This window comes from Streptomyces sp. NPDC053542 (genome assembly GCF_044544685.1).
Taxonomy (GTDB): Bacteria; Actinomycetota; Actinomycetes; order Streptomycetales; family Streptomycetaceae; genus Streptomyces.
This window is the reverse complement of sequence record NZ_JBITXL010000001.1, coordinates 173,228-196,953: the sequence shown is the minus strand read 5'-3', so window position 1 is coordinate 196,953 and position 23,726 is coordinate 173,228. Positions and strand designations below refer to the sequence as shown.

Annotated in this window: 23 protein-coding genes and 1 pseudogene; 13 read left to right on the top strand and 11 right to left on the bottom strand. The window is 70.5% G+C overall.

Translation table 11 applies throughout. From position 1 onward, the window contains the following. Positions 1 to 30: 30 nt before the first annotated feature. Both ACIGXO_RS00875 and ACIGXO_RS00870 read right to left on the bottom strand, forming a co-directional pair. Positions 31 to 1,494 carry a hypothetical protein gene (locus ACIGXO_RS00875; RefSeq protein WP_399778654.1) on the bottom strand — a complete coding sequence of 488 codons (1,464 nt, stop codon included), beginning with the start codon at positions 1,492 to 1,494 and terminating at the stop codon, positions 31 to 33. A gap of 237 nt (positions 1,495 to 1,731) precedes the next feature. Next, on the bottom strand, positions 1,732 to 2,904 hold the full coding sequence (locus tag ACIGXO_RS00870; protein WP_399778652.1) for a mandelate racemase/muconate lactonizing enzyme family protein: 1,173 nt from the start codon (positions 2,902 to 2,904) through the stop codon (positions 1,732 to 1,734). Between the two features lie 212 nt (positions 2,905 to 3,116). Here ACIGXO_RS00870 and ACIGXO_RS00865 point away from each other — a divergent pair, with 212 nt between their 5' ends. The 7 genes from ACIGXO_RS00865 (at position 3,117) to ACIGXO_RS00835 (ending at position 9,335) form a co-directional block, all read left to right on the top strand. After that, the gene (locus ACIGXO_RS00865) at positions 3,117 to 3,992 is read left to right on the top strand and encodes a LysR substrate-binding domain-containing protein (protein WP_399778650.1); all 876 of its coding nucleotides are present in this window, start codon (positions 3,117 to 3,119) and stop codon (positions 3,990 to 3,992) included. Between the two features lie 278 nt (positions 3,993 to 4,270). Then, positions 4,271 to 5,191: a 5-dehydro-4-deoxyglucarate dehydratase gene (gene kdgD / locus ACIGXO_RS00860; protein WP_399778648.1), complete on the top strand. Its 921-nt coding sequence runs from the start codon at positions 4,271 to 4,273 to the stop codon at positions 5,189 to 5,191. A gap of 49 nt (positions 5,192 to 5,240) precedes the next feature. Continuing rightward, positions 5,241 to 6,587 carry a glucarate dehydratase gene (gene gudD, locus ACIGXO_RS00855; protein WP_399778646.1) on the top strand — a complete coding sequence of 449 codons (1,347 nt, stop codon included), beginning with the start codon at positions 5,241 to 5,243 and terminating at the stop codon, positions 6,585 to 6,587. Positions 6,588 to 6,723: 136 nt separating this feature from the next. Further along, positions 6,724 to 8,064, top strand: a complete 1,341-nt coding sequence (locus ACIGXO_RS00850) for a gluconate:H+ symporter (protein ID WP_399778645.1) — start codon at positions 6,724 to 6,726, stop codon at positions 8,062 to 8,064. A gap of 166 nt (positions 8,065 to 8,230) precedes the next feature. Further along, positions 8,231 to 8,788, top strand: coding sequence for an FABP family protein (locus ACIGXO_RS00845; protein ID WP_399778644.1), 558 nt, complete (start codon positions 8,231 to 8,233; stop codon positions 8,786 to 8,788). An 81-nt stretch (positions 8,789 to 8,869) separates the two neighbouring features. Next, positions 8,870 to 9,025, top strand: coding sequence for a hypothetical protein (locus tag ACIGXO_RS00840; protein ID WP_399778642.1), 156 nt, complete (start codon positions 8,870 to 8,872; stop codon positions 9,023 to 9,025). Positions 9,026 to 9,062: 37 nt separating this feature from the next. Next, positions 9,063 to 9,335: a DUF4190 domain-containing protein gene (locus ACIGXO_RS00835; protein WP_399779908.1), complete on the top strand. Its 273-nt coding sequence runs from the start codon at positions 9,063 to 9,065 to the stop codon at positions 9,333 to 9,335. An 81-nt stretch (positions 9,336 to 9,416) separates the two neighbouring features. Here the strand turns inward: ACIGXO_RS00835 and ACIGXO_RS00830 are convergent, their stop codons facing one another. Then, positions 9,417 to 10,574, bottom strand: coding sequence for an FAD-dependent monooxygenase (locus tag ACIGXO_RS00830; protein WP_399778641.1), 1,158 nt, complete (start codon positions 10,572 to 10,574; stop codon positions 9,417 to 9,419). Between the two features lie 110 nt (positions 10,575 to 10,684). Here ACIGXO_RS00830 and ACIGXO_RS00825 point away from each other — a divergent pair, with 110 nt between their 5' ends. The 4 genes and pseudogenes from ACIGXO_RS00825 to ACIGXO_RS00810 form a co-directional block, all read left to right on the top strand. Then, entirely contained in the window at positions 10,685 to 11,242 is a 558-nt protein-coding gene (locus ACIGXO_RS00825; protein ID WP_399778639.1) for a TetR/AcrR family transcriptional regulator, read from the top strand. Between the two features lie 278 nt (positions 11,243 to 11,520). Next, positions 11,521 to 13,566, top strand: coding sequence for an ATP-binding protein (locus ACIGXO_RS00820; protein WP_399778637.1), 2,046 nt, complete (start codon positions 11,521 to 11,523; stop codon positions 13,564 to 13,566). 226 nt (positions 13,567 to 13,792) lie between these two features. Continuing rightward, positions 13,793 to 14,557 carry an alpha/beta hydrolase gene (locus ACIGXO_RS00815; protein ID WP_399779905.1) on the top strand — a complete coding sequence of 255 codons (765 nt, stop codon included), beginning with the start codon at positions 13,793 to 13,795 and terminating at the stop codon, positions 14,555 to 14,557. A gap of 2 nt (positions 14,558 to 14,559) precedes the next feature. Beyond that, positions 14,560 to 14,739: pseudogene (locus tag ACIGXO_RS00810) on the top strand (hypothetical protein); the annotation flags it as partial. 399 nt (positions 14,740 to 15,138) lie between these two features. Here the strand turns inward: ACIGXO_RS00810 and ACIGXO_RS00805 are convergent. Together ACIGXO_RS00805 and ACIGXO_RS00800 are read right to left on the bottom strand one after the other, a co-directional pair. Then, complete coding sequence (locus ACIGXO_RS00805) at positions 15,139 to 15,660, bottom strand: hypothetical protein (protein ID WP_399780005.1); 522 nt, start codon at positions 15,658 to 15,660, stop codon at positions 15,139 to 15,141. 164 nt (positions 15,661 to 15,824) lie between these two features. Beyond that, entirely contained in the window at positions 15,825 to 15,956 is a 132-nt protein-coding gene (locus ACIGXO_RS00800; protein WP_399778635.1) for an SDR family oxidoreductase, read from the bottom strand. Positions 15,957 to 16,604: 648 nt separating this feature from the next. Here ACIGXO_RS00800 and ACIGXO_RS00795 point away from each other — a divergent pair. Next, positions 16,605 to 17,459: an endonuclease/exonuclease/phosphatase family protein gene (locus ACIGXO_RS00795; protein WP_399778633.1), complete on the top strand. Its 855-nt coding sequence runs from the start codon at positions 16,605 to 16,607 to the stop codon at positions 17,457 to 17,459. 16 nt (positions 17,460 to 17,475) lie between these two features. Here the strand turns inward: ACIGXO_RS00795 and ACIGXO_RS00790 are convergent, their stop codons facing one another. The 6 genes from ACIGXO_RS00790 to ACIGXO_RS00765 all read right to left on the bottom strand — a co-directional run bounded on the left by ACIGXO_RS00790 (position 17,476) and on the right by ACIGXO_RS00765 (position 23,079). Further along, entirely contained in the window at positions 17,476 to 17,715 is a 240-nt protein-coding gene (locus ACIGXO_RS00790; protein WP_399778631.1) for a DUF2277 domain-containing protein, read from the bottom strand. Positions 17,716 to 17,871: 156 nt separating this feature from the next. Then, positions 17,872 to 18,057, bottom strand: coding sequence for a hypothetical protein (locus ACIGXO_RS00785; protein WP_399778629.1), 186 nt, complete (start codon positions 18,055 to 18,057; stop codon positions 17,872 to 17,874). A gap of 118 nt (positions 18,058 to 18,175) precedes the next feature. Next, positions 18,176 to 18,760 (bottom strand): sugar O-acetyltransferase, encoded by a 585-nt coding sequence (locus tag ACIGXO_RS00780; RefSeq protein ID WP_399778627.1) that lies wholly within the window; start codon positions 18,758 to 18,760, stop codon positions 18,176 to 18,178. A gap of 975 nt (positions 18,761 to 19,735) precedes the next feature. Then, the gene (locus ACIGXO_RS00775) at positions 19,736 to 20,608 is read right to left on the bottom strand and encodes an undecaprenyl-diphosphate phosphatase (RefSeq protein WP_399778625.1); all 873 of its coding nucleotides are present in this window, start codon (positions 20,606 to 20,608) and stop codon (positions 19,736 to 19,738) included. A gap of 525 nt (positions 20,609 to 21,133) precedes the next feature. Then, the gene (locus tag ACIGXO_RS00770; RefSeq protein WP_399779902.1) at positions 21,134 to 21,721 is read right to left on the bottom strand and encodes a flavoprotein; all 588 of its coding nucleotides are present in this window, start codon (positions 21,719 to 21,721) and stop codon (positions 21,134 to 21,136) included. 80 nt (positions 21,722 to 21,801) lie between these two features. Continuing rightward, entirely contained in the window at positions 21,802 to 23,079 is a 1,278-nt protein-coding gene (locus ACIGXO_RS00765; protein WP_399778623.1) for a helix-turn-helix domain-containing protein, read from the bottom strand. Positions 23,080 to 23,252: 173 nt separating this feature from the next. On the opposite strand from ACIGXO_RS00765, the gene ACIGXO_RS00760 reads away from it, so the two are divergent. Then, the gene (locus tag ACIGXO_RS00760; RefSeq protein ID WP_399778621.1) at positions 23,253 to 23,723 is read left to right on the top strand and encodes an ATP-binding protein; all 471 of its coding nucleotides are present in this window, start codon (positions 23,253 to 23,255) and stop codon (positions 23,721 to 23,723) included. Positions 23,724 to 23,726: the final 3 nt, after the last annotated feature.

The following is a 23,726-nucleotide window of genomic DNA, read 5'->3' as shown; positions in this document are numbered from 1 at the left end:
CTCCCCGCCCGGGGGGTCGTGCGGGCGGCCTCAGTAGTCCAGGCCCGTCTCCCACTTGAGGCGCCGGAGCGCGCGGTCGGTGAGGAGATGCCGGCTCCGGTCGAGCAGCCGTGCCACTTCTGGGTCGCCGCGCCGTGTGTCCGCGGCCGGGTGCCAGCGGCGGATGGACTGTTCGGCTCGGGTACGGAGCTTCGCGTCCTGGTCCGCCAGGAGTTCGACTGCCGCGCGCAGTGCTGGAGTTCCGCCGTGCGCGTCGAGCAGGCGGAAGGCGGCACCCCGGATGTGGCGCGGCTGCTGGGGGCCGATGCGGTCCAGCAGCCGGTCGGCGGGCAGTTCCGTCGCCGACGGCAGCAGCGCGACGGCCACCTCGCGGACGACAGCGGGCGCCGGGTCGTCGAGCAGCGGTCGCAGCGCTGCGGTGTCCGCGCGGTCCAGGGCCCGCAGTCCGGCCACAGCCTGTGCCCGCACCGCGCCCGCCGGGTGCGTGAGCAGTGACCGCAGCAGTCCGGCATCGGCACGGTCCCCGCACTCGGCCAGCCCGATGACCGTGCCGGGCGGCAGTGTGATGTCGTCCGGCCCCGTGCACCGCTCCCGGTACCAGGCCGTCGGATCACCGCCGTACTGCCGTACGACGTACCGGGCGCAGGCGCGGACCACGGCGGACCGGTCGTTGAGGAAGGGCTCCGCCTCCCGCGGGCGCCCCGCGCGCCGCAGGGCGGTCACGCCGGTCGAGCGGGTACGCGGGTTGCGCGCGGCCAGCAGTGGCGCGAGCACGTCGTCGTACGTTTCCCGGTCCGCGTCCCCCAACGCGGTGAGTGCGGTGAGTGCGGCGGTGGCGCACAGGTCCTGAACGACGTTGTCCTCGTCCTGGGCGGCAGTGCGTGCCAGCTCGACGGGGCCGAGGCGGCCCTCCTCGATGGCCAGCCAGTACGCGAACCGCCGTACGCCGCGGTCCGGTGCGCTGAAGAGCGCGGCGAGCCGCTCCTGAGGAGCCCAACGCAGGACCTCGGAGAGCAGTTGAACACCGAAGATGCCTCGGCCCCGGCGGCCGACGCGCAGGATCAGCGGCGCGAGGGCCACCGCGGTCTCCACATCCAACGTGTCACGCAGCAGTTGCCGGGCGTACTGACGCAGTGGCGCCACCCAGTCGGCGCAGCGGATCGCCAGCAGCGGAAGCAGTCCGGGGTACTGTGCTGCCCGTCGCACCGCCGCCTCGCGGAGCCACCCGTTGCGGTGGCAGAGAGCGAGCGCGAGCCCGGACTCGCCGAGCTGCGTCCCGAGCTCGCCGAGTTGTGTGAGGTCTTCGGGCAGCGGGGCGGCCCACTCCTCCCACTCGGGCACCGGCCCCGACCGGTACCAGCGCACCTCCCGCACGCCCGCGTCCAGTGCGAGCCATTCGCCGGGGTCGGAGACGTTCAGCACGTCCCGCAGTGGCTCTCCCTTGGCGAGCCGCAACGCAGCCATCGCGCCCCGCCGCACGTCGTCCTTGGACATTTCCGCTCCCCGTTTGTCGGACCGTATCGGCTGATCGTATAAAGCGGGCTTGAGCAGGGACGCGAGTAATTCCGGCCGGTCAGCCGTGTGGGGGCGTCAGGCCGTAGCAGTCGGCAAGTTGCCGATCAGCTCGGTGAGTTCGGCGAGTTCGTTCTTCGTCAGGTCGGTCAGTGGGGGCCGTACGGGGCCGACGGTGTGGCCGGTGGCGGTCATGCCGGAGGGAACGACGCAGACGGCTCAGACCCGCCTGCCCGCCTCATGCGTCGCCCGCGTCCACGCGCGGGCCTGCTCGCTGAGGGTGATGCCCAGGCCGGGGCGCGCGGGGACGTGCATCCGGCCGTCGCTGATCGTGAGGCGCTCGTTGAACAGCGGCTCCAGCCAGTCGAAGTGCTCCACCCACGGCTCGATGGGATAGGCGGCGGCGAGGTGCAGGTGGATCTCCATGGCGAAGTGCGGTGCCAGCTGGAGGTGGTGGTGCTCGGCGAGCGCGGCGAGCTTGAGGAACTGGGTGATGCCGCCGATGCGCGGGGCGTCGGGCTGGATGATGTCGGCGGCGTTGTGGCGGATGAGCTCGTAGTGTTCGGCGACACTGGCCAGCATCTCGCCGGTGGCGACCGGGGTGTCCAGTGAGGCCGCGAGCGCGGCGTGCCCCTGCGTGTCGTACGCGTCCAGCGGCTCTTCGATCCAGCTGAGGCCGAAGTCCTCCATGGCGCGGCCCATGCGCTGGGCGGTGGGGCGGTCCCACTGCTGGTTGGCGTCGACCATCAGCGGCACGTCGTCCCCGATGTGCTCGCGTACGGCGGCGAGCCGGCGCAGGTCCTGCTTGCCGTCCGGATGGCCGACCTTGATCTTGATGCCGCCGATTCCGCTGGCCAGCGACGCGGTGGCGTTGTCGAGGACCTGCTCGGTGGGGGTGTGCAGGAAACCGCCGGAGGTGTTGTAACAACGTACCGAGTCGCGGTGCGCGCCCAGCAGCTTGGCCAGCGGCAGTCCGGCCCGCTTGGCCTTCAGGTCCCACAGCGCGACGTCGAAGGCGGCGATGGCCTGCGTGGCGACACCGCTGCGGCCCACCGAGGCCCCGGCCCACACGAGCTTCGTCCACAGCTTGCCGGTGTCGCTCGGGTCCTCGCCGATCAGCTCGTCGGCGATCTCCTTGGCGTGCGCGTACTGGGCGGGGCCGCCGGCGCGCTTGGAGTAGCTGAAGCCGATGCCGTTGTGCCCCTGCTCCGTCTCGATCTCCACGAACAGGAAGGCCACTTCGGTCATCGGCTTCTGCCGTCCGGTCAGTACCTTCGCGTCGCTGATGGGCGTGGCCAGCGGCAGGGTGACCGAGGAGAGTTTGATCCAGGCGATGGTGTCGAGCGTCGCCTCGCCGGGACGGCCGGCTGCGGAGGTGGCTGTGTGCGTCATGGTCACCACTTCGTGTCCCTGGGGTCGTGGGTGGATGCGGATACCGGTCCGCCGCGGTGGCCGCCGTCGGGCCCCAGAGGTGCGGGCAGCGCCCTACCGGCCGGACGCCGGTGGAGAAGGGGCGGCTCGCCGTGGTTTTCCCTGACGCTAAGGTCGGCGATTGATCCACGTCCAACTCTGCTTTTGGATGATTCAATACCTGGAGGGTATCGGTGTTCACACTCGTGCAGCTGGTGAGCTTCGTCGCGGTGGCAGAGGAGCTGCACTTCACCAGGGCCGCCGAACGCCTCCGCATGACCCAGCCTCCGCTGAGCCGCCAGATACAGCTGCTGGAACACGAACTGGGCGTGCAACTGCTGGACCGCACCAACCGCACCGTACGGCTCACCCCCGCCGGCCGGGCCTTCCTCAACGAAGCCCGCAACATCCTGCGCCAGGCGGAAGCGGCCACCCTCTCCGCCAAGCAGGTCTCCGCCGGGCAGGCCGGGGCCATCGCCATCGGCTTCACCGCGGCCAGCGCCTACTCCGCGCTCGGCACACTGCTCGACGTCGCGCGCTCCACCATGCCCGGCACGGAGGTAGTGCTGCGGGAGAAGGTGACCCGCGACCAGCTCGAAGCGATCACCGAGGGCTCGCTCGACCTCGGCATGATCCGCCCTTCCAGTACGAGTCCCGACCTGGCGACCCGCCTCGCCATGCGCGAAGGGCTGCTGGCCGCCGTGCCTCGCAACCATCCGCTCGGTGCGGAGGACGGCCCGCTGCGCATCAGCGAGTCCGACGGGCAGGACGTCCTCATGTACTCCCCGGTGGAGGCCCGCTACTTCCACGAACTGCTGGTCAGCATCTTCCGGGCCGCCCGGGTCACGCCACGGTTCACCCAGTACCTCAGCCAGATCCACAGCCTCCTGGCGATGGTCAACGCGGGCTGGGGCATCGCCTTCGTGCCCGAGGCGGCCGCCCAGATGCGTTTTCCGGGAATCACCTTCCGGCCTCTCGAACTGCCCGACCCCGCCCCCGTCGAGCTGCACCTGGTATGGCGCAAGGCCAACGACAACCCGGCCCTGCACGCACTGCTCCGCCACCTGTGAGCGAAGCGCCCGGTGCCTCGGCGCCCGACGTGTGAAACACCGTCCGAGCAGGCGCTCCGAATGATGCACCCCGGGTATCACAGCATGCCGAAATGGTGTTGGACCCGCATCGCAACAGGCTCTTAACGTTCCGGCCAGCAATCGAAGCGGCTTCCGTCCGGGGCACGGGCCATCGCCCCCCGCCCGCCCGGAAGTTCCGGAAGTCGTGGGCAGGCCACGCCCAGCACCGGGAAGCCGCGTGAGCCGCACGTCTCCGCGCAACCCAGGAGTCTCCCGCCATGACCGATCACACCCCTGCCGAACTGGGCCGCCGCCTTGGTTCCGGCCTGCTGTCCTTCCCGGTGACACACTTCCGGCCCGAGGACCACTCGTTCGATGAGGACGCGTACCGGGCGAACATCGCCCGGCTCGGAAAGTACGACGTCGCGGGGCTCTTCGCAGCCGGTGGTACCGGGGAGTTCTTCTCGCTCACCCCGGCAGAGGTGGAGCGGGTCGTCACCGCCGCCGTCGACAGCGCGCCCGAGGGGACGCCGATCGTCGCCCCCGCCGGATACGGCACCGCGACCGCCATCGAGTACGCCAAGGCCGCCGAGCGCGCCGGCGCCGACGGCCTGCTCCTCTTCCCGCCGTACCTCACCGAGGCATCGCAGGAGGGCCTCGCCGCCCACGTCGAGGCGGTCTGCCGGGCCACCGGCCTCGGTGTCATCGTGTACAGCCGATCCAACGCCGTCTACGCCCCGGACACCGTCGCCCGCCTCGCCGAGCGCTGCCCGAACCTGATCGGATTCAAGGACGGCGTCGGGGACATCGACCCCCTCACCCGGCTCCACGCCTGCCTGGGCGACCGCCTCACCTACATCGGCGGCCTCCCCACGGCCGAGACCTACGCGCTGCCGCTCCTCGAAGTGGGAGTGACGACCTACTCCTCGGCCCTCTTCAACTTCGTCCCGGAGTTCGCGCTCGACTTCTACGCCGCCGTCCGCGAGCACCGCCGCGCCGACGTGCAGCGCATGCTCCGCGACTTCGTCCTCCCCTACACGCGGATCCGCGACCGCAAGCCGGGCTACGCGGTGAGCATCGTCAAGGCCGGCATGACGGTCACCGGCCACTCGGCAGGGCCGGTCCGGCCGCCGCTGACCGACCTGGAGCCGGCGGAGCTGGAGCAGCTCACCGCCCTCGTCCGGGGTATCGGCGCCTGAGCCGCCGCCGCGCACACCCGCCGCATCCCGCTCCGAAAGGCACCGCATCATGAACACCACCCCACCCCCGGCCGGCACCCCCGTCGTCACCGCGATGCGCGTCATCCCGGTCGCCGGCCAGGACAGCATGCTGCTGAACCTCAGCGGCGCGCACGCCCCCTATTTCACCCGCAACCTGGTGCTGCTCACCGACTCCGAGGGCCGCACCGGCGTCGGCGAAGTGCCCGGGGGAGAGGGCATCCGCACCACCCTGGAGGAAGCCCGCGACCTGGTTGTCGGCCGGTCCGTCGGCGACCCGCACGCCGTACTGCGGTCGATACGCGAACGCTTCGGCGACCGTGACGCGGGCGGCCGCGGCGCCCAGACCTTCGACCTGCGCGTCACCGTGCACGCGGTGACCGCCGTCGAGTCGGCGCTGCTCGACCTGCTCGGCAAGCACCTCGGTGTGCCGGCCGCCGCACTGCTCGGCGAAGGGGTACAACGCACCAGCGTCCCCGTCCTCGGCTACCTCTTCTACGTCGGCGACCGGACCCGCACCGACCTGCCCTACCGCCACGACCCCGACGCCAAGGACGACTGGCTGCGGCTCCGCGATGAGGAGGCGCTCACCCCCGAAGCCGTCGTCCGGCTCGCCGAGGCGGCCCAGCAGCGGTACGGATTCCAGGACTTCAAGCTCAAGGGCGGCGTACTGGACGGGCCCGCCGAGGCCGCCGCCGTCACCGCCCTGGCCGAGCGCTTCCCCGAGGCACGCATCACCCTCGACCCCAACGGCGCCTGGCCGCTGCGGGACGCCATCGAGATCGGACGCGGGCTGCGCGACGTCCTGGCGTACGCCGAGGACCCCTGCGGCGGTGAGGGCGGCTACTCCGGACGCGAGACGATGGCGGAGTTCCGCCGCGCCACCGGTCTGCCCACCGCGACCAACATGATCGCGACGGACTGGCGGCAGCTCGGGCATGCGGTCAAGGCCGACGCCGTCGACATCCCGCTCGCCGACCCGCACTTCTGGACCATGAACGGCTCGGTGCGCGTGGCCCAGCTCTGCGACGCCTGGGGACTGACCTGGGGTTCGCACTCCAACAACCACTTCGATGTGTCGCTGGCGATGTTCACCCACGTCGCCGCCGCCGCGCCCGGGCACATCACGGCGATCGACACGCACTGGATCTGGCAGGACGGCCAGCACCTGACCCGCGAGCCGCTCGCCATCCGCGACGGTGCCATCGCGCTGCCCGACCGCCCCGGCCTCGGCATCGACCTCGACATGGAACGCGTCGAGGCGGCCGAAGAGCTCTACGTCAGCCTCGGTCTCGGCGGCCGCGACGACGCCGCCGGCATGCAGTACCTCATGCCCGGCTGGAAGTTCGATCCGAAGCGGCCGGCGCTCGTCCGCTGACACCGTCAGCGGCCGGCGCTCGTTGGCTGACACCCCCACACGCACCGCCCCCCTCCACTCACCACCCGGGATACCGGGCCGTCACGGCACCGGCTCTGGCGGCCGCATCCCGGCATCACTTCAAGGGAGAAGTGATATGCCCCTGCTCGTCGTGGCGCTCAGTGTGGTGGCGCTGCTCTTCCTGATGACCCGGCTCAAGCTCAACGGGTTCATTGCCCTGCTGCTGGTCGCGGTGGCCGTGGCAGCCGTCCGGGGAATAGACCTGGAGAAGATCCCCGACGTACTCAGTGAAGGCGTTGGCGGCCAGATAGGCGACACCATGCTCGTCATCGGGCTTGGCGCGATGGTCGGCCGGGTGATGGGCGACTCCGGCGCGGCTCAGCGGATCGCGACGACGATGGCCGACCGGTTCGGCGACCGTTGGGTCCAGGTCGCCATGGTGGTCACGGCCATGCTCATCGGCGTCACCATGTTCTACGAAGTAGCCTTCGTGATCATCGTGCCGGTGGCGTTCACCCTGGTCCGGGTGACCGGCAAGAACTTGTTGTGGATCGGCCTGCCGATGTCGATCGCGCTGTCCACCATGCACAGCTTCCTGCCGCCGCATCCCGGCCCGACCGCCGTCGCGGCCATGTTCGACGCCTCCATCGGCAAGACGCTCTTCTTCGGCCTGTTCATCGCGGTCCCGGCCGGCGCGCTCATCGCGCTGGTGTGGCCCCGGCTGGCCTTCGTCCGCCGGATGAACCCGTCCATCCCCACCGGACTCGTCAGCGACCGCCGGTTCACCGACGAGGAGATGCCCGGCATGGGCTGGTCCCTGTCGGTCGCGCTCTTCCCGGTCGTACTCATCGCCGGTGCCTCGGTGGCCGAGATGGTGATCGGCGAACACCACGCAGGGATGCCACTGGTCGCCTTCCTCGGTTCCGCCCCGGTCGCCCTGCTGCTCACGCTGATCCTGGCGGCCTGGGCGTTCGGGCCCCGCATCGGCCGCTCGCTGGGGGACGTGGCGGCCTCCTGCGCTGACGCGGCCAAGGCCATGGCGATGATCCTGCTGGTCATCGGCGCCGGCGGCGCGTTCAAGAACGTCCTGGTCGAAGGCGGTATCGCCGATTACATCAAGGAGCTCACGCACGGCTGGAGCATCTCGCCGATCCTGCTGGCCTGGCTGATCGCCGCCATTCTGCGCATCGCGCTGGGCTCGGCGACGGTCGCGGTGACCACCGCGGCGGGCATCGCGGCCCCGCTCGTCGCCGGCAGCGGCACCTCCCCGGAACTGATGGTCCTGGCGGTGTCCTGCGGCTCCATCGCCTTCTCCCACGTCAACGACCCGGGCTTCTGGATGTTCAAGGAGTACTTCAACCTGTCGGTCCTGGACGCCATCAAGGCACGTACGACCTATACAACGGTCCTCGCGGTCCTCGGCCTCGGCGGCGTCTTCGCCATGGACGCGGTGCTCGGCGCGCTCGGCGTGCAGTAACGGCACCATCCCGTCCCGGCCCTGAAGGCGCGCGCGACCGTGCGGGCGCTCACGCGGGGCCGGGACGCACGGGGCTTCTGATGGATCTCCGCGGCGTCGCGGCTCCCCGGCTCGCCGACCCTCTAGGCTGCCACCCGGCACCGGCCCCGACCCAGGAGCACTCCTCATGTCCCACCCCACCCGGCAACTCCCGTACCCCGACGCCCTCGACCCGGACGGCACCCCCGCGCCGCACCCGTTGCTCGCCCCGGTGGCCGGGCTGCTGGGGACCTGGACCGGACGGGGGAGCGGTGAGTACCCGACGCTCGCCGAGGACTTCACGTACGCGCAGGAGGTCACCTTCAGCCACGACGGCCGGCCCTTCCTCGCCTACGAGGCCCGGGCCTGGCTGCTGGACGCCGACGGCGCACCGCTGCGGCCGGCGGCCCGGGAGAGCGGCTGGTGGCGGCTGCGGCCCGAGGGACAGGTGGAGGCGCTGATCACCCAGCCCACCGGGATCGCGGAGATGCTGGAGGGCCGGGCGGACGGCCGGACGGTCGACCTCACCACCCACCAGGTGGCGCTCGCGCCCACCGCCAAGGAGGTCGACGCCACCCGCCGCCGCTACACCCTGACCGACGCGGACACCCTCGACTTCGTCCACGACCTCGCGGCGGTCGGCCAACCGCTGCAGCACCACCTCTCGGCGCGGCTGCGACGCGCGGGCACAAGCGCGGGGTGGTGAAACCGGGACGGGTGGGTACCCGCGCGGCGAAAGAGCGCGAACGGTGCTCATGACATCGAAGTCCAGGATGAGAGGCATCACATGCTTCTTCCCTTTCTCGGTCTCCTGCTGACGGAAGGTCTGATGGGCGCTTCGGCGCACGCGCCGCCCTCCGCCGCGTTGCCGGCCGCCGTCGTCATCGGCGGCTGCCTGCTCGTGGTCGCCGTACGCGAGCGCGCCCGCCACCGGCACCAATGACCCGAAGGAGTCGAATGATGGAGGTCACCGCGTCATGATGGAGGTCACCGCTTCCGCCCGCAGGCGGACCGGACTGCGCGACGCCGACGGCATGGCCGTCGCCTCGTTCGTCATGGGCCTCATCGGATTGCTGGTCATGAACCTGATCCTGGGGCCCGCCGCCATCGTCCTGGCGAGCCTCGCGCTGTACCGTTCCACCGGCCGCCGCGGCCCCGCGCTGGCGGGGCTCGGACTGGGACTCTGCGACCTGGTCGTGTACGGCGTCCTCGTCGCCGCCGACGACTCGGTGGCGTGGACGTTCAGCGGCTGAGAAGGCCGGAGCGGAGAAGGGTTTGCCCTCTCTGGGGTACACGCGTGCCAACGCCGACCCATCGTCGACCCTACGCCGACGTCAGTCCAGCTGTGGTGGAACCCAGGTGTGATGACGGAGGATCATGCGCGTCGCGGCGCGGGAGGGCGTCAGTCGCATCGCCGTGTTCCGCAGGGCGACGGCCAGTGGGTGGGAGAGCTGCTGACCCATCCGTCCGGCCTGCCGGGCTGCCCGCGCGACCGCCTGACTGCGGGGCCGGCGCTCGGCGTCGTAGCGGGCGAGCGCGGCTTCCACGGTGGGCCCGGTGGCGAGCGCGGCGGCCAGTGTTACCGCGTCCTCCAGCGCCTGGCAGGCACCCTGCCCGAGGTTCGGGGTCATCGCGTGTGCCGCGTCGCCGAGCAGCGCGATGCGGCCGACCGTGTACGAGGGGAGCGGCGTGCGGAGTTCGTTGACGTCGTGGTGCAGTACGGCGGCGGGCCGGGTCGCATTCAGCAGGGCGGGGATCGCGCCGTGCCAGGTGTGGAACCGTCGGCGCAGTTCGGCCAGTGGGTCGGCGAACCGCGTGCCGGCGGGGAGGTTGAGGACGGCGTGCCACTCGGCCCGCCCGTCATGGAAGGCGATGTGCCCGAACTCGGCCCCGCGTCCCCAGGTCAGCTCGAAGTCGGTGCGCAGGTCGACCGCCTGCTCGGTGATGGCACGCAGCACCGTCGAGCCGCTGTAGACCGGGCCGGGATGGTCCGGGAAGAGGTGGCCGCGCACTGTACTGCCGATGCCATCGGCCGCCACCACCACATCGGCGTCCAGGACCGTGCCGCCGCAGTCGACTCGTACCGTCCCGGGGCCGGTCTGCTCGACCGAGACCGCCTCGGAGCCGATCAGCAACGCTTCGGAGGGCAGGGCGTCGCGAAGTAGTCGGTGCAAGGTGGAGCGCGGGATGCCCATGATCGGCGTACCCACCGCCTTCTCCAGCGCCGCGCCGTCCATCCGGGTCAGCCAACTGCCCCGTGGCGTGCGGGTGCCGCCGCTGTACTGGCCTCGCGAGGCATCCCGTACCGCCTTGCCGAGGCCGAGTTCGTCCAGTGCCCGCAGGCCGTTGGCGGCCAGCGAGATGCCCGCCCCCGCGTCCCCGAGCACGGGCGCGCGCTCGACCACCGTCACGTCCCACCCGATGCGGCGCAGGCCAACGGCGGTGGCCAGCCCGCCGATGCCCCCTCCGACCACCACTGCCGTGTTGCCCATTCCGAAGCCCCCGTTCTTCTACACCTGTAGAAAGCCGATCGTAGCGGAGCTCTGCGGGTGTGCTCCACAGATGCCTCTGCAGACGTGCTCTACAGGTGTAGAAAGGAGTCATGGCTTCGGATCGGCGCACCCTCCTCGCGGACGCAGCACTCGACGTACTCGCCGACGAAGGGATACGTGGCCTGACCCACCGCGCGGTCGACCGCAAAGCGGCCCTGCCGCCCGGCACCACCTCGGCCTACTTCCGCACCCGGGCCGCGCTGCTCACCGGACTCGTCGCACGCCTGGTCCAACTCGACCAGGCCGAACTGCACACAACGGCCGAACGGCTCTCCCCCCTGCGCACCGTCGAGGAACTGGTGGACGGCATCGCACTGCTCACCCGGCAGCGGCTCACCGGCGAGGGCCGCCGCCGCTCGCTCGCCCGCTACGCCTGCGCCGTCGAGAGCGTGCGCGACCCGGAGCTGCGCGAGATCCTCGTACCCCGCGAGAACGCCGGCCGCGAGGCCGTCCGGCTGTTCCTCGCCGCGCACGGTGTGAAAGACGTCGAGACGCGCACTCACACCCTGCTGGCCTGCGTCGACGGCCTGGTCTTGGACCGGTTGGTCAGCGGCGGCGAAGTACCGCGCGAGGCCCTCGAAGGTCTGGTCACCGCCGCCCTGCGCTAGGCATCTGGCCCACCCGAGCACGCGGGGCGGGCCCTGGCCGGCGCACGGCCTTACCCAAGCGGAGGTGAGGCCAGGGAGGGGCAGGCTCTCACCATTGGCCAGGCGCTGTCATGCATTCCACCGAAACAGCGTGAATGTCACCTGTGGCTACTAGTACTGGTACTGGTGCTGGTACCACCTGATCGAAGGCAAAAGGATCCGGTCAGCTCCGCGGAGGCAGACGGGGAGGAAGGCCAATGGGCGCGGGAGCACGAAGCGCAGGGAATCTGCCCGTACAAATGAGGAAGCTGATCGGTCGCGGCGATGAGCTGGACCGGGTCCAGGAGGCGTGCCGACAGGCACAGTTGGTGACCTTGACCGGGGTCGGCGGGGTCGGCAAGACCCGCTTGGCCCTCCAGGTGGCGACCGCTCTCCAGTCGGAGTTCGCGGACGGGGCATGGCTGGTGGAGCTCTCGCCGCTGCAGGACGGCAGACTGCTGCCGCACACCATCGCCCAGTCCCTCCCGTTGACGACCGACCAGACCAATCGCTCCATGATCGATGTGTTGGCGGAGTACCTGGCCGACCGGGAGCTGCTGCTGGTCTGGGACACCTGCGAACACCTCACCGACGCCTGCTCCCTGACCGCCCAGGCGCTGCTGCTCGCCGCCCCCGGACTGTGCATTTTGACCACCAGTCGCCGGCCGCTGGGCGTGCCCGGCGAGCAAGTGCTCGCCCTCGAACCGCTGCCGGTGGGGGACGACTGTGCTGCGGTGGCGGCGGACGCGGTGACCCTGCTGGCCGACCGTGCCGCCGAAGCGGTGCCCGGCTTCACCGTCACCGACGCCAACCGCGACCAAGTGCTGCGGCTGTCCCGGCACTTGGAGGGGCTCCCGCTGGCCATCGAGCTGGCCGCCGCCCGCCTGCGGGACATGCCGCTGGCCGTACTGAACACACGGTTGGAAGACCGGTTCGCGGTCCTGGGCACCACCGAGGAGGCGGTCCACGGCGCGGAGCCGCCCTGGCACCAGGCGCTGCACACCGCGATCGGCTGGAGCCACCAGCTGTGCAGCCCGGCCGAGCGGCTGGCCTGGGCGCGGCTGTCGGTCTTCGCCGGCACCTTCGACGCGGAGGCGGTCCGGCAGGTGTGCGCCGACGCCCACCTCCCCGATGAGCACGTCCCTGCTGTGCTGGCGGAGCTGGTGGACACGTCGGTTCTGATCTGGCTGCCCACCGGGGACGGCGAACGTTATCGGATGCTGGACACCATCCGTGAGTACGGCGCCTTCTGGCTTCGCGGTCTGGGCGAGGAGGACGAGGTGCGGCTCCGGCACCGGGACTACTACCGCCGATTGGCCCGCCGGGCCGACGCCGCATGGATAGGACGCGACCAGTTCTCCTGGTACGACCGGATGAACGCCGAACACGACAACCTCCGAGCCGCGCTGGAGTTCAGCCTGGACCGGCCGGAGGGGCGTCCCGCACTGGAGCTGGCCGGCGCGCTGTGGTTCTTCTGGTTCTGCTGCGGATTCTTCACCGAAGGACAGCACTATCTGAACCGGGCACTGGCCGCCGATCCCACCCCGAGCCAGGCACGTCGCAAGGCATTGTGGGCGCGCGGCCTGGCCCTGCTGCCCCAGGGTGACAACGAGGCGGCGGCTGCCTGTGCGGCGATCGCCGAGTACCTCGACGACGCCGACGCGGCAGAGCAGGCACAGGCCCTCAGTATGTGCGCGGCGTTGATGCGCGGCGACACGGCGCGGGTGGCAGCTCTGGCCGAGGACCTGCTCGCCGAGTACCAGGACAGCGGCGAGCTCAACCTTGCCACGCTGCTGGCCCAGCTCGACCTCGCCTACGCACACACCGTCATGGGCAACAGTGAGAAGGCCATCGCCGTACTGGAGCAGTTGAGTGCCGACTGCCATCGGCACGGTGAGCGATGGATGCGTGCGCACGCGGATCTTATGCGCGCCCAGGCCGAGTTGGCCTGCGGCCGGCCCGGGGCCGCGCGGGTGAGCGCGCAGGCGGCATTGGCCGTCAAGCAGCGACTCAACGACAGCCGAGGGGTTGCGCTGGCTGTGGTCGTGCTCGCCCAGGCCGCCGCGAACGTGGGCCAGGAGGAGTACGCGGCCTACCTGCTCGGCCTGGCCCAGCAGATCCGGGACGTCCTCGGCAAACCCCAATGCAACCCACTCTGGACCGCCACCCGCCGAACCTGCGAACAGCAGGCCCGCGATGCCCTCGGCAACCAGGCATACACAGCGGCCTTTCGCGCCGGCTACGAGTCCAGCCCCGACACGGCCCTCACCTACGCCCTCGACCCGGGCCCGATCCTGCTCCCTTAGGAGCCGTTTGGACTGGTCATCACCTGGCTGGGAAAGGCATTGGACGGGACGATGCGCGGGCTTGTAGTTTTCCAGTCGACCGTGACACCGCCCGAGGAGGTGAGACCCATGAACGCTGTTTCGACGTGGGTGCTCCCCCTTCTCGTCACGGCCGGCGATTGATGTAGGTGTCGCCGGGAGCGCCTCGACAACAAGGCACTCCCGAAAGGCAACACCTATGCACTCTTTGCAATCTCTGCAATTCACCGCCGAGTCGTCGTCGAACGGCGTGCGCGAACGTGACTTCACCGTGGGCGGCGTCCCCGGAGTTCTCTGGTCGCCGGCCTCCGGCGCCGATCGCGCGCCCCTGGTCCTGATGGGCCACGGCGGCGGCCGCCACAAGAAGCATCCGGCGATGGCGGGCCGCGCCCAGCTTCTCGTGACCGGCTGTGGCTTCCATGTCGCCGTCATCGACGCGCCCGGTCACGGCGACCGGCCGCGCACCGCGCAGGACGAGCGGGACATCGACGAGCTGCGCAGGGCGCAGGCGGCGGGCGAGCCGGAGGGCCCGATCGTCGTCCGATACAACGCCCGCCTGGCGGAGCTCGCCGTGCCCGAGTGGCAGACGACCCTGGACGCCCTTCAGGAACTTCCGGAGATCGGCGCCGATGGGCCGGTGGGCTACGTCGGTATCGCCATGGGCACCGCGATCGGGGTGCCGCTGGTGGCGGCCGAGCCCAGGATCACGGCTGCGGTATTCGGCATGATGTGGCCCGACGCCCTGCTCGAGAAGGCGAAGCAGATCACCGTCCCGGTCGAGTTCGCCCTGCAGTGGGACGACGAGCGCATCCCACGCGCGGCCGGCCTCGCGCTGTTCGACGCCTTCGCCTCGAAGGAGAAGACGTTGCACGCCAACGCGGGCACGCACGTGGAATTCCCCATGTACGAGGTCGACAGCTCGGTCCGGTTCCTCGCCCGGCATCTCGGCCGGGCGGTCACCTCACCGGCCTGAAGGTGAGCGGCAGCGGCGTCCGGCCTGCCCGTCGGACGCCGCCACTGCGGCCCGGGCCGAGGCCGCGTATCCAGGTGTATGACCTAGACGTCGTCGGCCGGCCCTCTGACCTGCCCCTCTTGGCGCTGAGCCTGTCGAGCCGGGTCGGTGTCGGCACCATCGCGGGCATCGCCACGGCCGTGGCCTCCGGCGGCCCCGGCGCCGTCCTGTGGATGGTGATCACCGCCCTCTTCGGCCCGCGCCGGCGCGATAGGCCAGATCCTCCACAGCATGGGCCCCACCTCCGCACCCCTGTGAGTCCTGCTCGGCCTCGTCAAGGCCGGCCTCGGCGACTTCCACAAGACCGCCCTGCACGGGGGCGTCCCCGTCTCCCTCGCCTACATCGCCTTCGCCCTCCTCGCGGGGGCTATCACCGTTGCGTAGCTACTTGGCTTGGATGCCGTGTGGGGACGTCTTGCGGAACGGGGCGAAGCCGTACAGAAGCCGGCCCGAGTTCGGTGGTCCGGAGCGACCGGACTCCACACGAGGTGACACGGACGAGTCAGCCGCTCGTGGGTTCCGTACGAGGTGTCCCCGGTCTCCTACAGGGCCACGGTCAGACTGATCGGGCCCCCGACAGAGGTCAGCCCTTCCGGACTCAGACACGCGGTCAGATCGGAGTTGAGAAGAACCTTCGTCTGAACGACCGTCGCTCCGGTGAACAGTCCGGATTCCACCGTGCCCGTCAGCACCATGACCCTGACTCCATTGGGCCTGAGACCGATCGTGACTGTGCCCCTGACGGTGCTGGTCTGCCCGTTGTTCCAGCGATACGTCGAGGTGTTGGACAAGCTGCCCGCCAGGCAGTTCGCCCTCCCCTGGCCAACGGCCGAGAAAGACGCGCCAGAGATGCCGCTGCCGCTGAGGTCCACACAACCGGATACGTTGCCGCTCGTCCGGAAGGCGACATCGCGAGGCTCGTACGTAAGGCCCGGGGTGTAGGTGCCGACCTGGCTGCCCACGGGGCAGCTGATGTCGACCACCGCCGCGGCGGATGCGGGCCGCGCACCGGCCACGGAGACCGGACCGAGTACACCTGAAAGAACTCCCAGGACCACCAGCATGCCGCGCAGGCGACGTAACATCACGTAACTCCCGTTCCGGTAAGGGCATTTGTGCGTTTCAGGAAGTAGCTGTCCTCCTGTTGCCTGCCCTGAAACGTCTGGTCTCCAAGCGCCCCACCGAGTGAACCCATTCCGGCCACAGACGCGCAGTTACCCGGCAAGGGTCAGGGCAGGCTCAACTTCGCTATGCGGCCTCCATCGACCGTGTACGCCTGCCCGGTGATGAAAGCGGCCTCGTCGGCGGCGAGGAAGGCCACGAGCGCCGCGACTTCCTCCGGCTTTCCCGTGCGGGCCACCGGGTGGATACAGCCGATGTCGCGCCGGAGCCTTCATGCCCGTGATCCACCGCCACGGCACGGGTCAGCCCATGAAGGCCGGCCTTTGACGCGCAGGAAGGGGGCTGTCGGATTCACGGCGAGACTGTGCTGCCAGTCTTCCGGAGTCATCGCCTCGACCGCGGCTTCCTGCATCACGCCCGCGTTGTGCCGTACAGACCGCTGCGCCTTCGTCCCGCCGCCGCTGAGCGATGGCCTTCCCGATGCCGGACCGCCCGCTCGTGACCAGCGCTACCTTGTTCTCGAACCGCCTCATGAAAAAGCGAGGAACAGCACGACATCGCCGATGTCGTCGGGCTCCGCGATCCGGCCGAGGGCTCGACGAGTGCTGGGCCGTGGCGTCATGGCGAATTCCGGAGGGCGCCGGGCCGTGGCCACTTCCGCATAACGAGGAGAGCTGAGACTCTCCGGGGCTCTGCGAGGGAAGGGTGGGAGAGCAGGAGGGGCGAAGGGCGGCAGGGCTCGGGTCGGTCGGCTGGAGGGGATGTGTCCGCAACCGTGACCGCAAATGCATCGGCACGTGCAGGAGGGGCTGTCGGCGAGGCCGGCAGTGGCTGGGTGGGGCGGCGGCTTGCTCTGCGGGCGGCGGGGGTGGTTGCCGCGGCGGCAATGCCGGCCGTGGGGGTCGGTGGGGCCACGCAGGCCGCGGCCGCGGAACGGCGGGCGGCTTCGGAAGGCGGCGCCGGGCGGCGGCTGCGGGTGATGTCGTTCAATCTGCGGTACGCCTCGGCGCAGCGGCCGAATTCCTGGGATCAGCGGCGCCCGGTCATGCGGGAGCTGTTGCGGCGGGAGGCGCCGCACCTGCTGGGGACGCAGGAGGGGCTGTACGGGCAGCTGCAGGAGATCGCGCAGGACCTGGGAGCGCGGTACTCGTGGCTGGGGACCGGGCGCGCGGGCGGCAGCCGGGACGAGTTCGCGGCGATCTTTTATGACACGCGGCGACTGCGGCCCGTCGAGTACGACCACTTCTGGCTGTCCGATACGCCGTACGTGATCGGCTCGGCGACCTGGGGAAATACCGTCATCCGCATGGTGACGTGGGTGCGCTTCCGCGACCTGCTGACCGGTACGGACTTCTACGCCCTCAATACCCACCTTGATCACGCCCACCAGGGCTCGCGCGAACGCTCCGCCGGGCTCATCACCGACCGGCTGCGCGCCCTCGAGGCGGGGCTGCCCCGGATCGTGACCGGCGATTTCAATGTCGCCGCGCACGGCAATCCGGTGTACGAGACGATGCTGCGCGCCGGCTCGCTCGTGGACTCCTGGGATACGGCGGAGGAGCGGAGCGCCCAGTACGCCACGTTCCACGGCTACCGGCCGCTCGTCCCGAACGGCGACCGCGTGGACTGGGTGCTCACCTCTCCGTCCGTGCGGACACTGCGCGCGGAGATCAACACCTTCGCCAAGGACGGACAGTATCCGAGCGATCACTTGCCGGTACAGGCGGATCTGGAGTGGTGAATGGCGAGTGAGGGGGTCAGGTCGTCGGGTGTGAGGGCGTGGCTGGGCTGCTGCCGCGTACGTGGAGGTTCGCGAGGAGGTCACGGGTCGCGGCGGTGACGGCGTCCACGGCCTCGTCGAAGACCTCGCGGTTGTGCGCGGCGGGCGCGCGGAATCCGGAGACCTTGCGTACGTACTGCAAGGCCGCCGCGCGGATGTCCTCCTCTGTCACGTCAGGGGTGGTCGGTGGGCGGAGCGTCTTGATACTGCGGCACATGGGGCCAGTCTCCCTCGTTGGCGGGCGGGGCGCGCGACGTGCGGTTTCGTCGTCCCGCGTCGTCGTCCTGCGTCCCTCTTCTTGTGCCTGTCCTACCGCCCTCCTGCCCTCCTGCCCCCTGCGCCCGTCGTGCTGTCCGTCGCCGGCTCGTCCGTCTCAGGCCGCCGTGACGATGTCGTCCCGCATCGCCGAGGTCCATGCCGCGAGAAGGCGTGCGTACTCCTCGCGGTCCTCGGCCGTCCAGGCACAACCGCGCCGAGCCCGGACGAACCGCCGTATGGAGTCGTTCACTTCGGCGGCAGAGGGGCGGACTTGGCCCGGAAGGAGATGAGTTGCGGACATGGGACACATATTAGGGGGAGGCACTGACAATCGACCGTGAGTTATGTCGGGGTAGACCGCCGGACCGCCGGACCGCCGGACCGCCGGACTGCCGCGGGGCTGTCCGGCCGCCGGGCCGTCAGTTCGTCGTCTCGTCCAGTTTGCGCAGTACGCGGGCGGGGTTGCCGACGGCGAGGACGCCCGGCGGCAGGTCCTTGGTGACCACTGCACCGGCGCCCACCACGGTGTTCTCACCGATGGTCACGCCCGGACAGACGATCACGCCGCCGCCGAGCCAGACGTTGTCGCCGATCGTCACGGGCAGGGCCTTCTCCCAGCCGGCCCGGCGCCGCTCGCTGTCGAGCTCGTGGGTCGGGGTCAGCAGCTGCACGTTGGGGCCGATCTGGACGTGGGCGCCGATGGTGATGGGCCCGGCATCGAGGAAGACCGCCCCGAAGTTCACGAACGTGCCGGAGCCGATGCTGATGAGGTAGCCGAAGTCGCAGTGGAACGGCGGGCGGATCCGTACGTCCGTACCCACCGAACCGAGCAGCTGCGCCAGGACCGCGTCGCGCCGGGCCGGGTCGTACATGCCGGGCGTGTGTCCGGCGGCCGCGTTGAAGGCCGCGCAGAGTTCGATGCGGCGTTCGGTGTCCGCGAGGAGCTCGGGGTCATCGGCGATGTACCAGTCACCGGCCAGCATGCGGTCCTTGTGCTCGCCCACGGGGCTCCTTGGGGTACTTGGAGTATTTGGGGTACTTGGGGTGGTCGGTCGAGTCGGTCGAGTCAGTCGTGTCAGTCGACAAGGATTTGACAGGTACGTTTCCGGAGCGGGGACAGGGGCGTCAAGGAGCCGCGGGCCGTGGCAAGTTCACTCCTGCGGGGGAATTTCCGGCGGCCCGGAGCTTGGAATTGCGGGGCGAACGCGACGAACCGAGCGGCCGGAAACGGTTCGCCGGCCGGCGGCGCGCCCGCGATTGTCAGTGGCCCCCGCTACCGTGAGCAACGTTCCTATCCGAGCTGCTGGCGCTACTCGGACCGGCCCCACTCCCTGACAGCGCGGGGAGTGGGGCCACCGGGAACGACCGATCGCGGGGTCACGCGGGCCCGCGCTCGCACGACGAGGTAAGCCGCGGCAGCGCAGAGTTGGAGGGCAGCGATGATCAGCAGGAGGACCGGAGCCGGCAGCGCGGTCACCGCGCCGGTCAGCGCCGCGCCGCAGGCAGTCGCGGAGATCGTCAGCCCTGTCGGCAGGCTGCTGACGGCCGGGCCGGTTACCGAGGCCGTTGTCCACCGCGGCGTCCAGTGCATACGCACGTGCACGGCCGGTGCCGTCCGGGGCCAGTACGGCCACGGGGCTGGACAGGCCCACCGGAGACGATCAGGCCGCAGCCCCCGCCCAGCAGGGCGATCGCGAGCGTCAGAGCGGTGGGCGCCCGGCCGACCGTGAGCGCTAGCCCGCCGATCGCCAGGGCGAAGCCGGTCAGCGCGCTGAAGCAGAAGAGGTGCGGCCGCCTCGTCCGGGCCGCGACGGCCCTGGTCAGCGGAGGGGGGCAGCGGAGGGGGCGACCCCCTCGAGGCGCTCCCGGGCTGCCCGGTGCCGCTCCCGGCAGCTGATCGCCGCCGACGACGACGCCCCGCCTCGGGCGGAGCCGGGCGGGGCGTAGTGGGGGATGGGCGGGGCCGACGGGGGCTGGGGTCAGCCGGCCGATTCTCCTGCGTGGGGGCTCAGGACGCCCGCGCTGATCAGGGCGAAGAGGGCGATGCCCAGGAGGACGCGGTAGATGACGAACGGCATGAAGCTCTTGGTGGTGATGAACTTCATGAACCACGCGATGACCGCGTAGCCGACGACGAAGGCGATGATCGTGGCGAAGATGGTGGGGGGCCAGGACACATGGCCCTTGCCGGCGTCCTTCAGCTCGTAGACGCCGGAGGCCAGTACGGCGGGGATGGCCAGCAGGAAGGAGTACCGTGCGGCGGCTTCCCGGGTGTACCCCATGAGCAGACCGCCGCTGATCGTCGCGCCCGAGCGCGAGACGCCCGGGATCAGGGCCATCGCCTGGCAGACGCCGAAGAGCAGGCCGTCCTTGACGCCGAGGTCGGTGAGCGTCTTGCGCTGCTTGGCGGCCCGGTGGCGGCCGCCGGTCTCATCGCGCGCCGCCAGGCGGTCGGCGATGCCGAGGACGATGCCCAGCACGATGAGCGTGGTGGCGATCAGGCGGAGGTCGCGGAAGGGGCCCTCGATCGCGTCCTTGAGGGTGATGCCGAGGACGCCGATCGGGATGGAGCCGATGATGACCAGCCAGCCCATCTGCGCGTCGTGGTCCTGGCGCATCGCCTTGTTCCCCAGCGAGCGGGCCCAGGCCGAGATGATCCGGACGATGTCCTTGCGGAAGTAGATCAGTACGGCCGTCTCGGTACCGATCTGGGTGATCGCGGTGAACGCGGCGCCGGGGTCGTGCCAGCCGGCGAAGGCCGCGGTCAGGCGCAGATGCGCGCTGGAAGAGATCGGAAGGAATTCGGTCAGGCCCTGGACGAGTCCAAGGATGAATGATTCAAACCAAGACATGGGGAGTACGCCATCCGGAAGGTGATGTTGCCGTTACCAGCAGACGTGCAGGCGAAGGTGCAGGCAATTGTGCGGGTCGGCAGGGATTCGGGGTGGCGGCCGTCATGCGTGCGGCCGCTGTGCGTGCCGGTTCGGGGGAGTGGATCGGGCTCAGCGTCGTGTCGTCGTCCTCGGGCGGTGCTGATGACGCATCAGGCGACCCTGAGACGTAACGCGCAGGGCGTGAGGCGTACGACACGGACGCTGAGCGCGTACGCGTGCAGACGCACGTGCGGATCACTGATGGCACAGCTGGTGAACGGGGTGGCTCGTGGGCGGGCTGCGGCGCGATCTTGCGCCGGTCGTAGGGCAGCGTAGCGTCCCCAAGTGACCGGCAGGCGATCGGCCCGGGTCTGGCCCGGTTTTGCCCCCGCCCCACGCCCCGGTACTGGTGAGGGGCGGGCCCCCGGCCCAACCCCACGCTCAGCTCCCGGCCAGCCCGAGCCCCAGCCCCAGCCCGAGCCCCAGCCGCGCCCCGCCGAGTGCCTAGGCCCGCTTCAGTACCGGTGCCAGCAGGTCGAGTGCCTGTTCCCAGCGGAAGCGGATGCGGCCGCCGCCCGTCCGGGGCGGGTGCGGCGCGTAGTCGCCGAGCAGGACGCCCATGCGGCGCAGCCGGGCCAGGCTCTGTGCGTACGCGGGGTGCGCGGCCTGCGCGGCGTTCAGGTAGGGCAGCGCGGCGACGGGGATGCCGAAGCCGTGCGCCTCGCACAGGATGCCGAGCGCAAGGGTGTCGGCGATGCCCTGGGCCCACTTGTTGATCGTGTTGAACGTCGCCGGGGCGACCGCGATCGCGTCAGCGGGCGGCAGGGGGCGCGGCTCGCCCGGCGCGCGCCAGGCCGACTGCACGGGGTAGCCGGTCTGGGCCTCGATCGCGGTGGCGTCGATGCACTCCAGGCCGCGCGGGGTGGCGATGACGCCGACGTGCCAGGTGCGTCGCTGCGCGGAAGTGATCAGCTTGTCGACGTCGTCGGCGATGCCGGCCGCGCAGAGTACGACATACAGGAACGGCTCCCGGCGCCGGCTGCCGACCGTTCCCAGGTCTCCGTCAAGGTCTCCGTCCGGGGCCACGTCCATGTCCCCATCGGGCACGTTCGGATCGCCGCCCCCACCAGGCGCGTCCGAGTCCGAGACCCCGTCCGGTGCGGCGGTCGGACTCACGCCGGGACTCCCAGGCGGCGGCTGAAGAGGTGGAGTTCCGGGAGGGCGCGGTGGCGGTCGCGGGCGGCCATGTCGGCGACCATCTCGCGTACCGCGGGCCGGCGGATGTCCTGGGACGCGCAGCGCTCCGCGATGCGCAGTGCCTGGAACGCGTCGGCGAGCTTGCCCTGTTGGCTGTACGCCCGTGCCACGTCCACCCACAGGCCGGCGCGGCGCTCCGGTACGGGGATGTGTCGGCGCATGAGGGGGCGCGCGGCCTCCAGCGCCTGCCCCGCGTCACCGAGCGAGACGGACGCGCTGACCGTATGCAGCTCCACGTTGGTGGGGCTGAAGTTGGCCCAGGCGTCCGGCCGGTCGTGCGAGACGTACCGCGCGACCTCCCGTGCCTCGTCGAGCATTTCGCGCGTCGCGGCCCGGTCTCCGCTGCTGCTGGCCGCGGTGACCCCGCGCAGCAGCATCAGCCCGAACGCGGCCAGATAGCGCGGCGAACGGCGGTCGTAGGAGCCCGAGAGCTGGTCGGCGGTGTGCCGGACGATCGCCACGGCCTGCGCGGCGTGCTTCTCGCGCACCAGGACGTGCGCATGTACGCGGACGCTGGACGCGAGTACCTCCGGGTCCTCCGAGCGCTCCGCCTCCGCCATCGCGCGGCCGACCGCGAGCCAGGCGTTCCCGTGGTCGCTCTGCTTCAGAAGCAGGCCGGCCGCGGTCTGGTACGCGGTGGCAAGCAGGCCGGAAAGCTGCGAAAGCTCGGCCGAATTGCTGCCGGCGGCGGCCCGGAGATCGGCGATGACGCCGGGGAGCGTGCCCTCCAGTTCCTTGTAGCTGCAGTGGTAGAACAGCCGGCGCACGGCGGCCACCCGCTCGCGCAGTTCGGCGAATTTCAGTGCCGGCCGGGCGGCTGCCTTGCCCGGTCCGGGAAGAAGCGAACGGACCAGGTCGTCATGGGCGACGGGGGCCGGTACGTCCGGTGTCGCGAGCGCGGCGATGCTCGCGGCGAGGAAGGTGCGGCGGTACATGTCCTCTGCCTCAGGGTCGGCGGTGCTTACTTCCGGGGAGGCAGCAAGGCCGAGACTGTCCAACGGGATACCAAGCACCTGTGCGACTTCACGCAACAGGCGGGTGTCTTCGGTACCCCGGCCGCCTTCAAGGCGGCTCACCTTCGACTGGTGATAGCCAAGGGCCTTGGCGACATCCGCTTGCGAGAGCTTCTTCAGCACTCGCGCCCGGCGGATCACTTCGCCCAGCCTCTTCGCTTCACTTTGTGCGTCGACCATGTGTGCCACGGCCCCTTTGCCGTCGCCGATCCTGACTGCTCTACCGAGCGTAATGAAACCATAATCGAGAGTGATGCAACTCCTGCATGAGTTATGCAGCCGCCGCGTCCGATCTGGCCATCGCGGCCGTTTCGCTGCTTGCCTGAGTTGCCCACTCAGTCAGGAGGCCACTCATGCAAGCGCACGGGCTCAGCTTCTCCGTGCCTGGTACGCCCGCCGCCGCGGCAGCAGCGCGGCGCCGGGTAGTGAGCGACTTACGGGGCTGGAGCGTGCAATTCGACGCCCAGTCACTCGATAACGTCGAACTGGTAACCAGCGAATTGATCACCAACGCGGTCCAGCACGCGGGCGGCGGTGCCGTCGCTGTCAGTGTGCGACTGAACGGTGCGGCCCTGCTGATCGAGGTTTCCGACTCCAGTACCGAGCTTCCGAGCGCGTGCCTCGCGGACATGGACGACGAGGGCGGGCGAGGGTTGTTCCTCGTCGCGGCGTTGTCCGTCGACCACGGCGCCGAGCGCACGCCGACGGGCAAGCGGTGCTGGGCGGAGATCGCGGTCAGTTGGGCGCCGCGCACGACGGCTCCGGCGGGAGGCGGTTCCGCGGCGCATCTCGCCGGCGCGCGCGTGCCGCTGCGCTGCGTCTGAGGG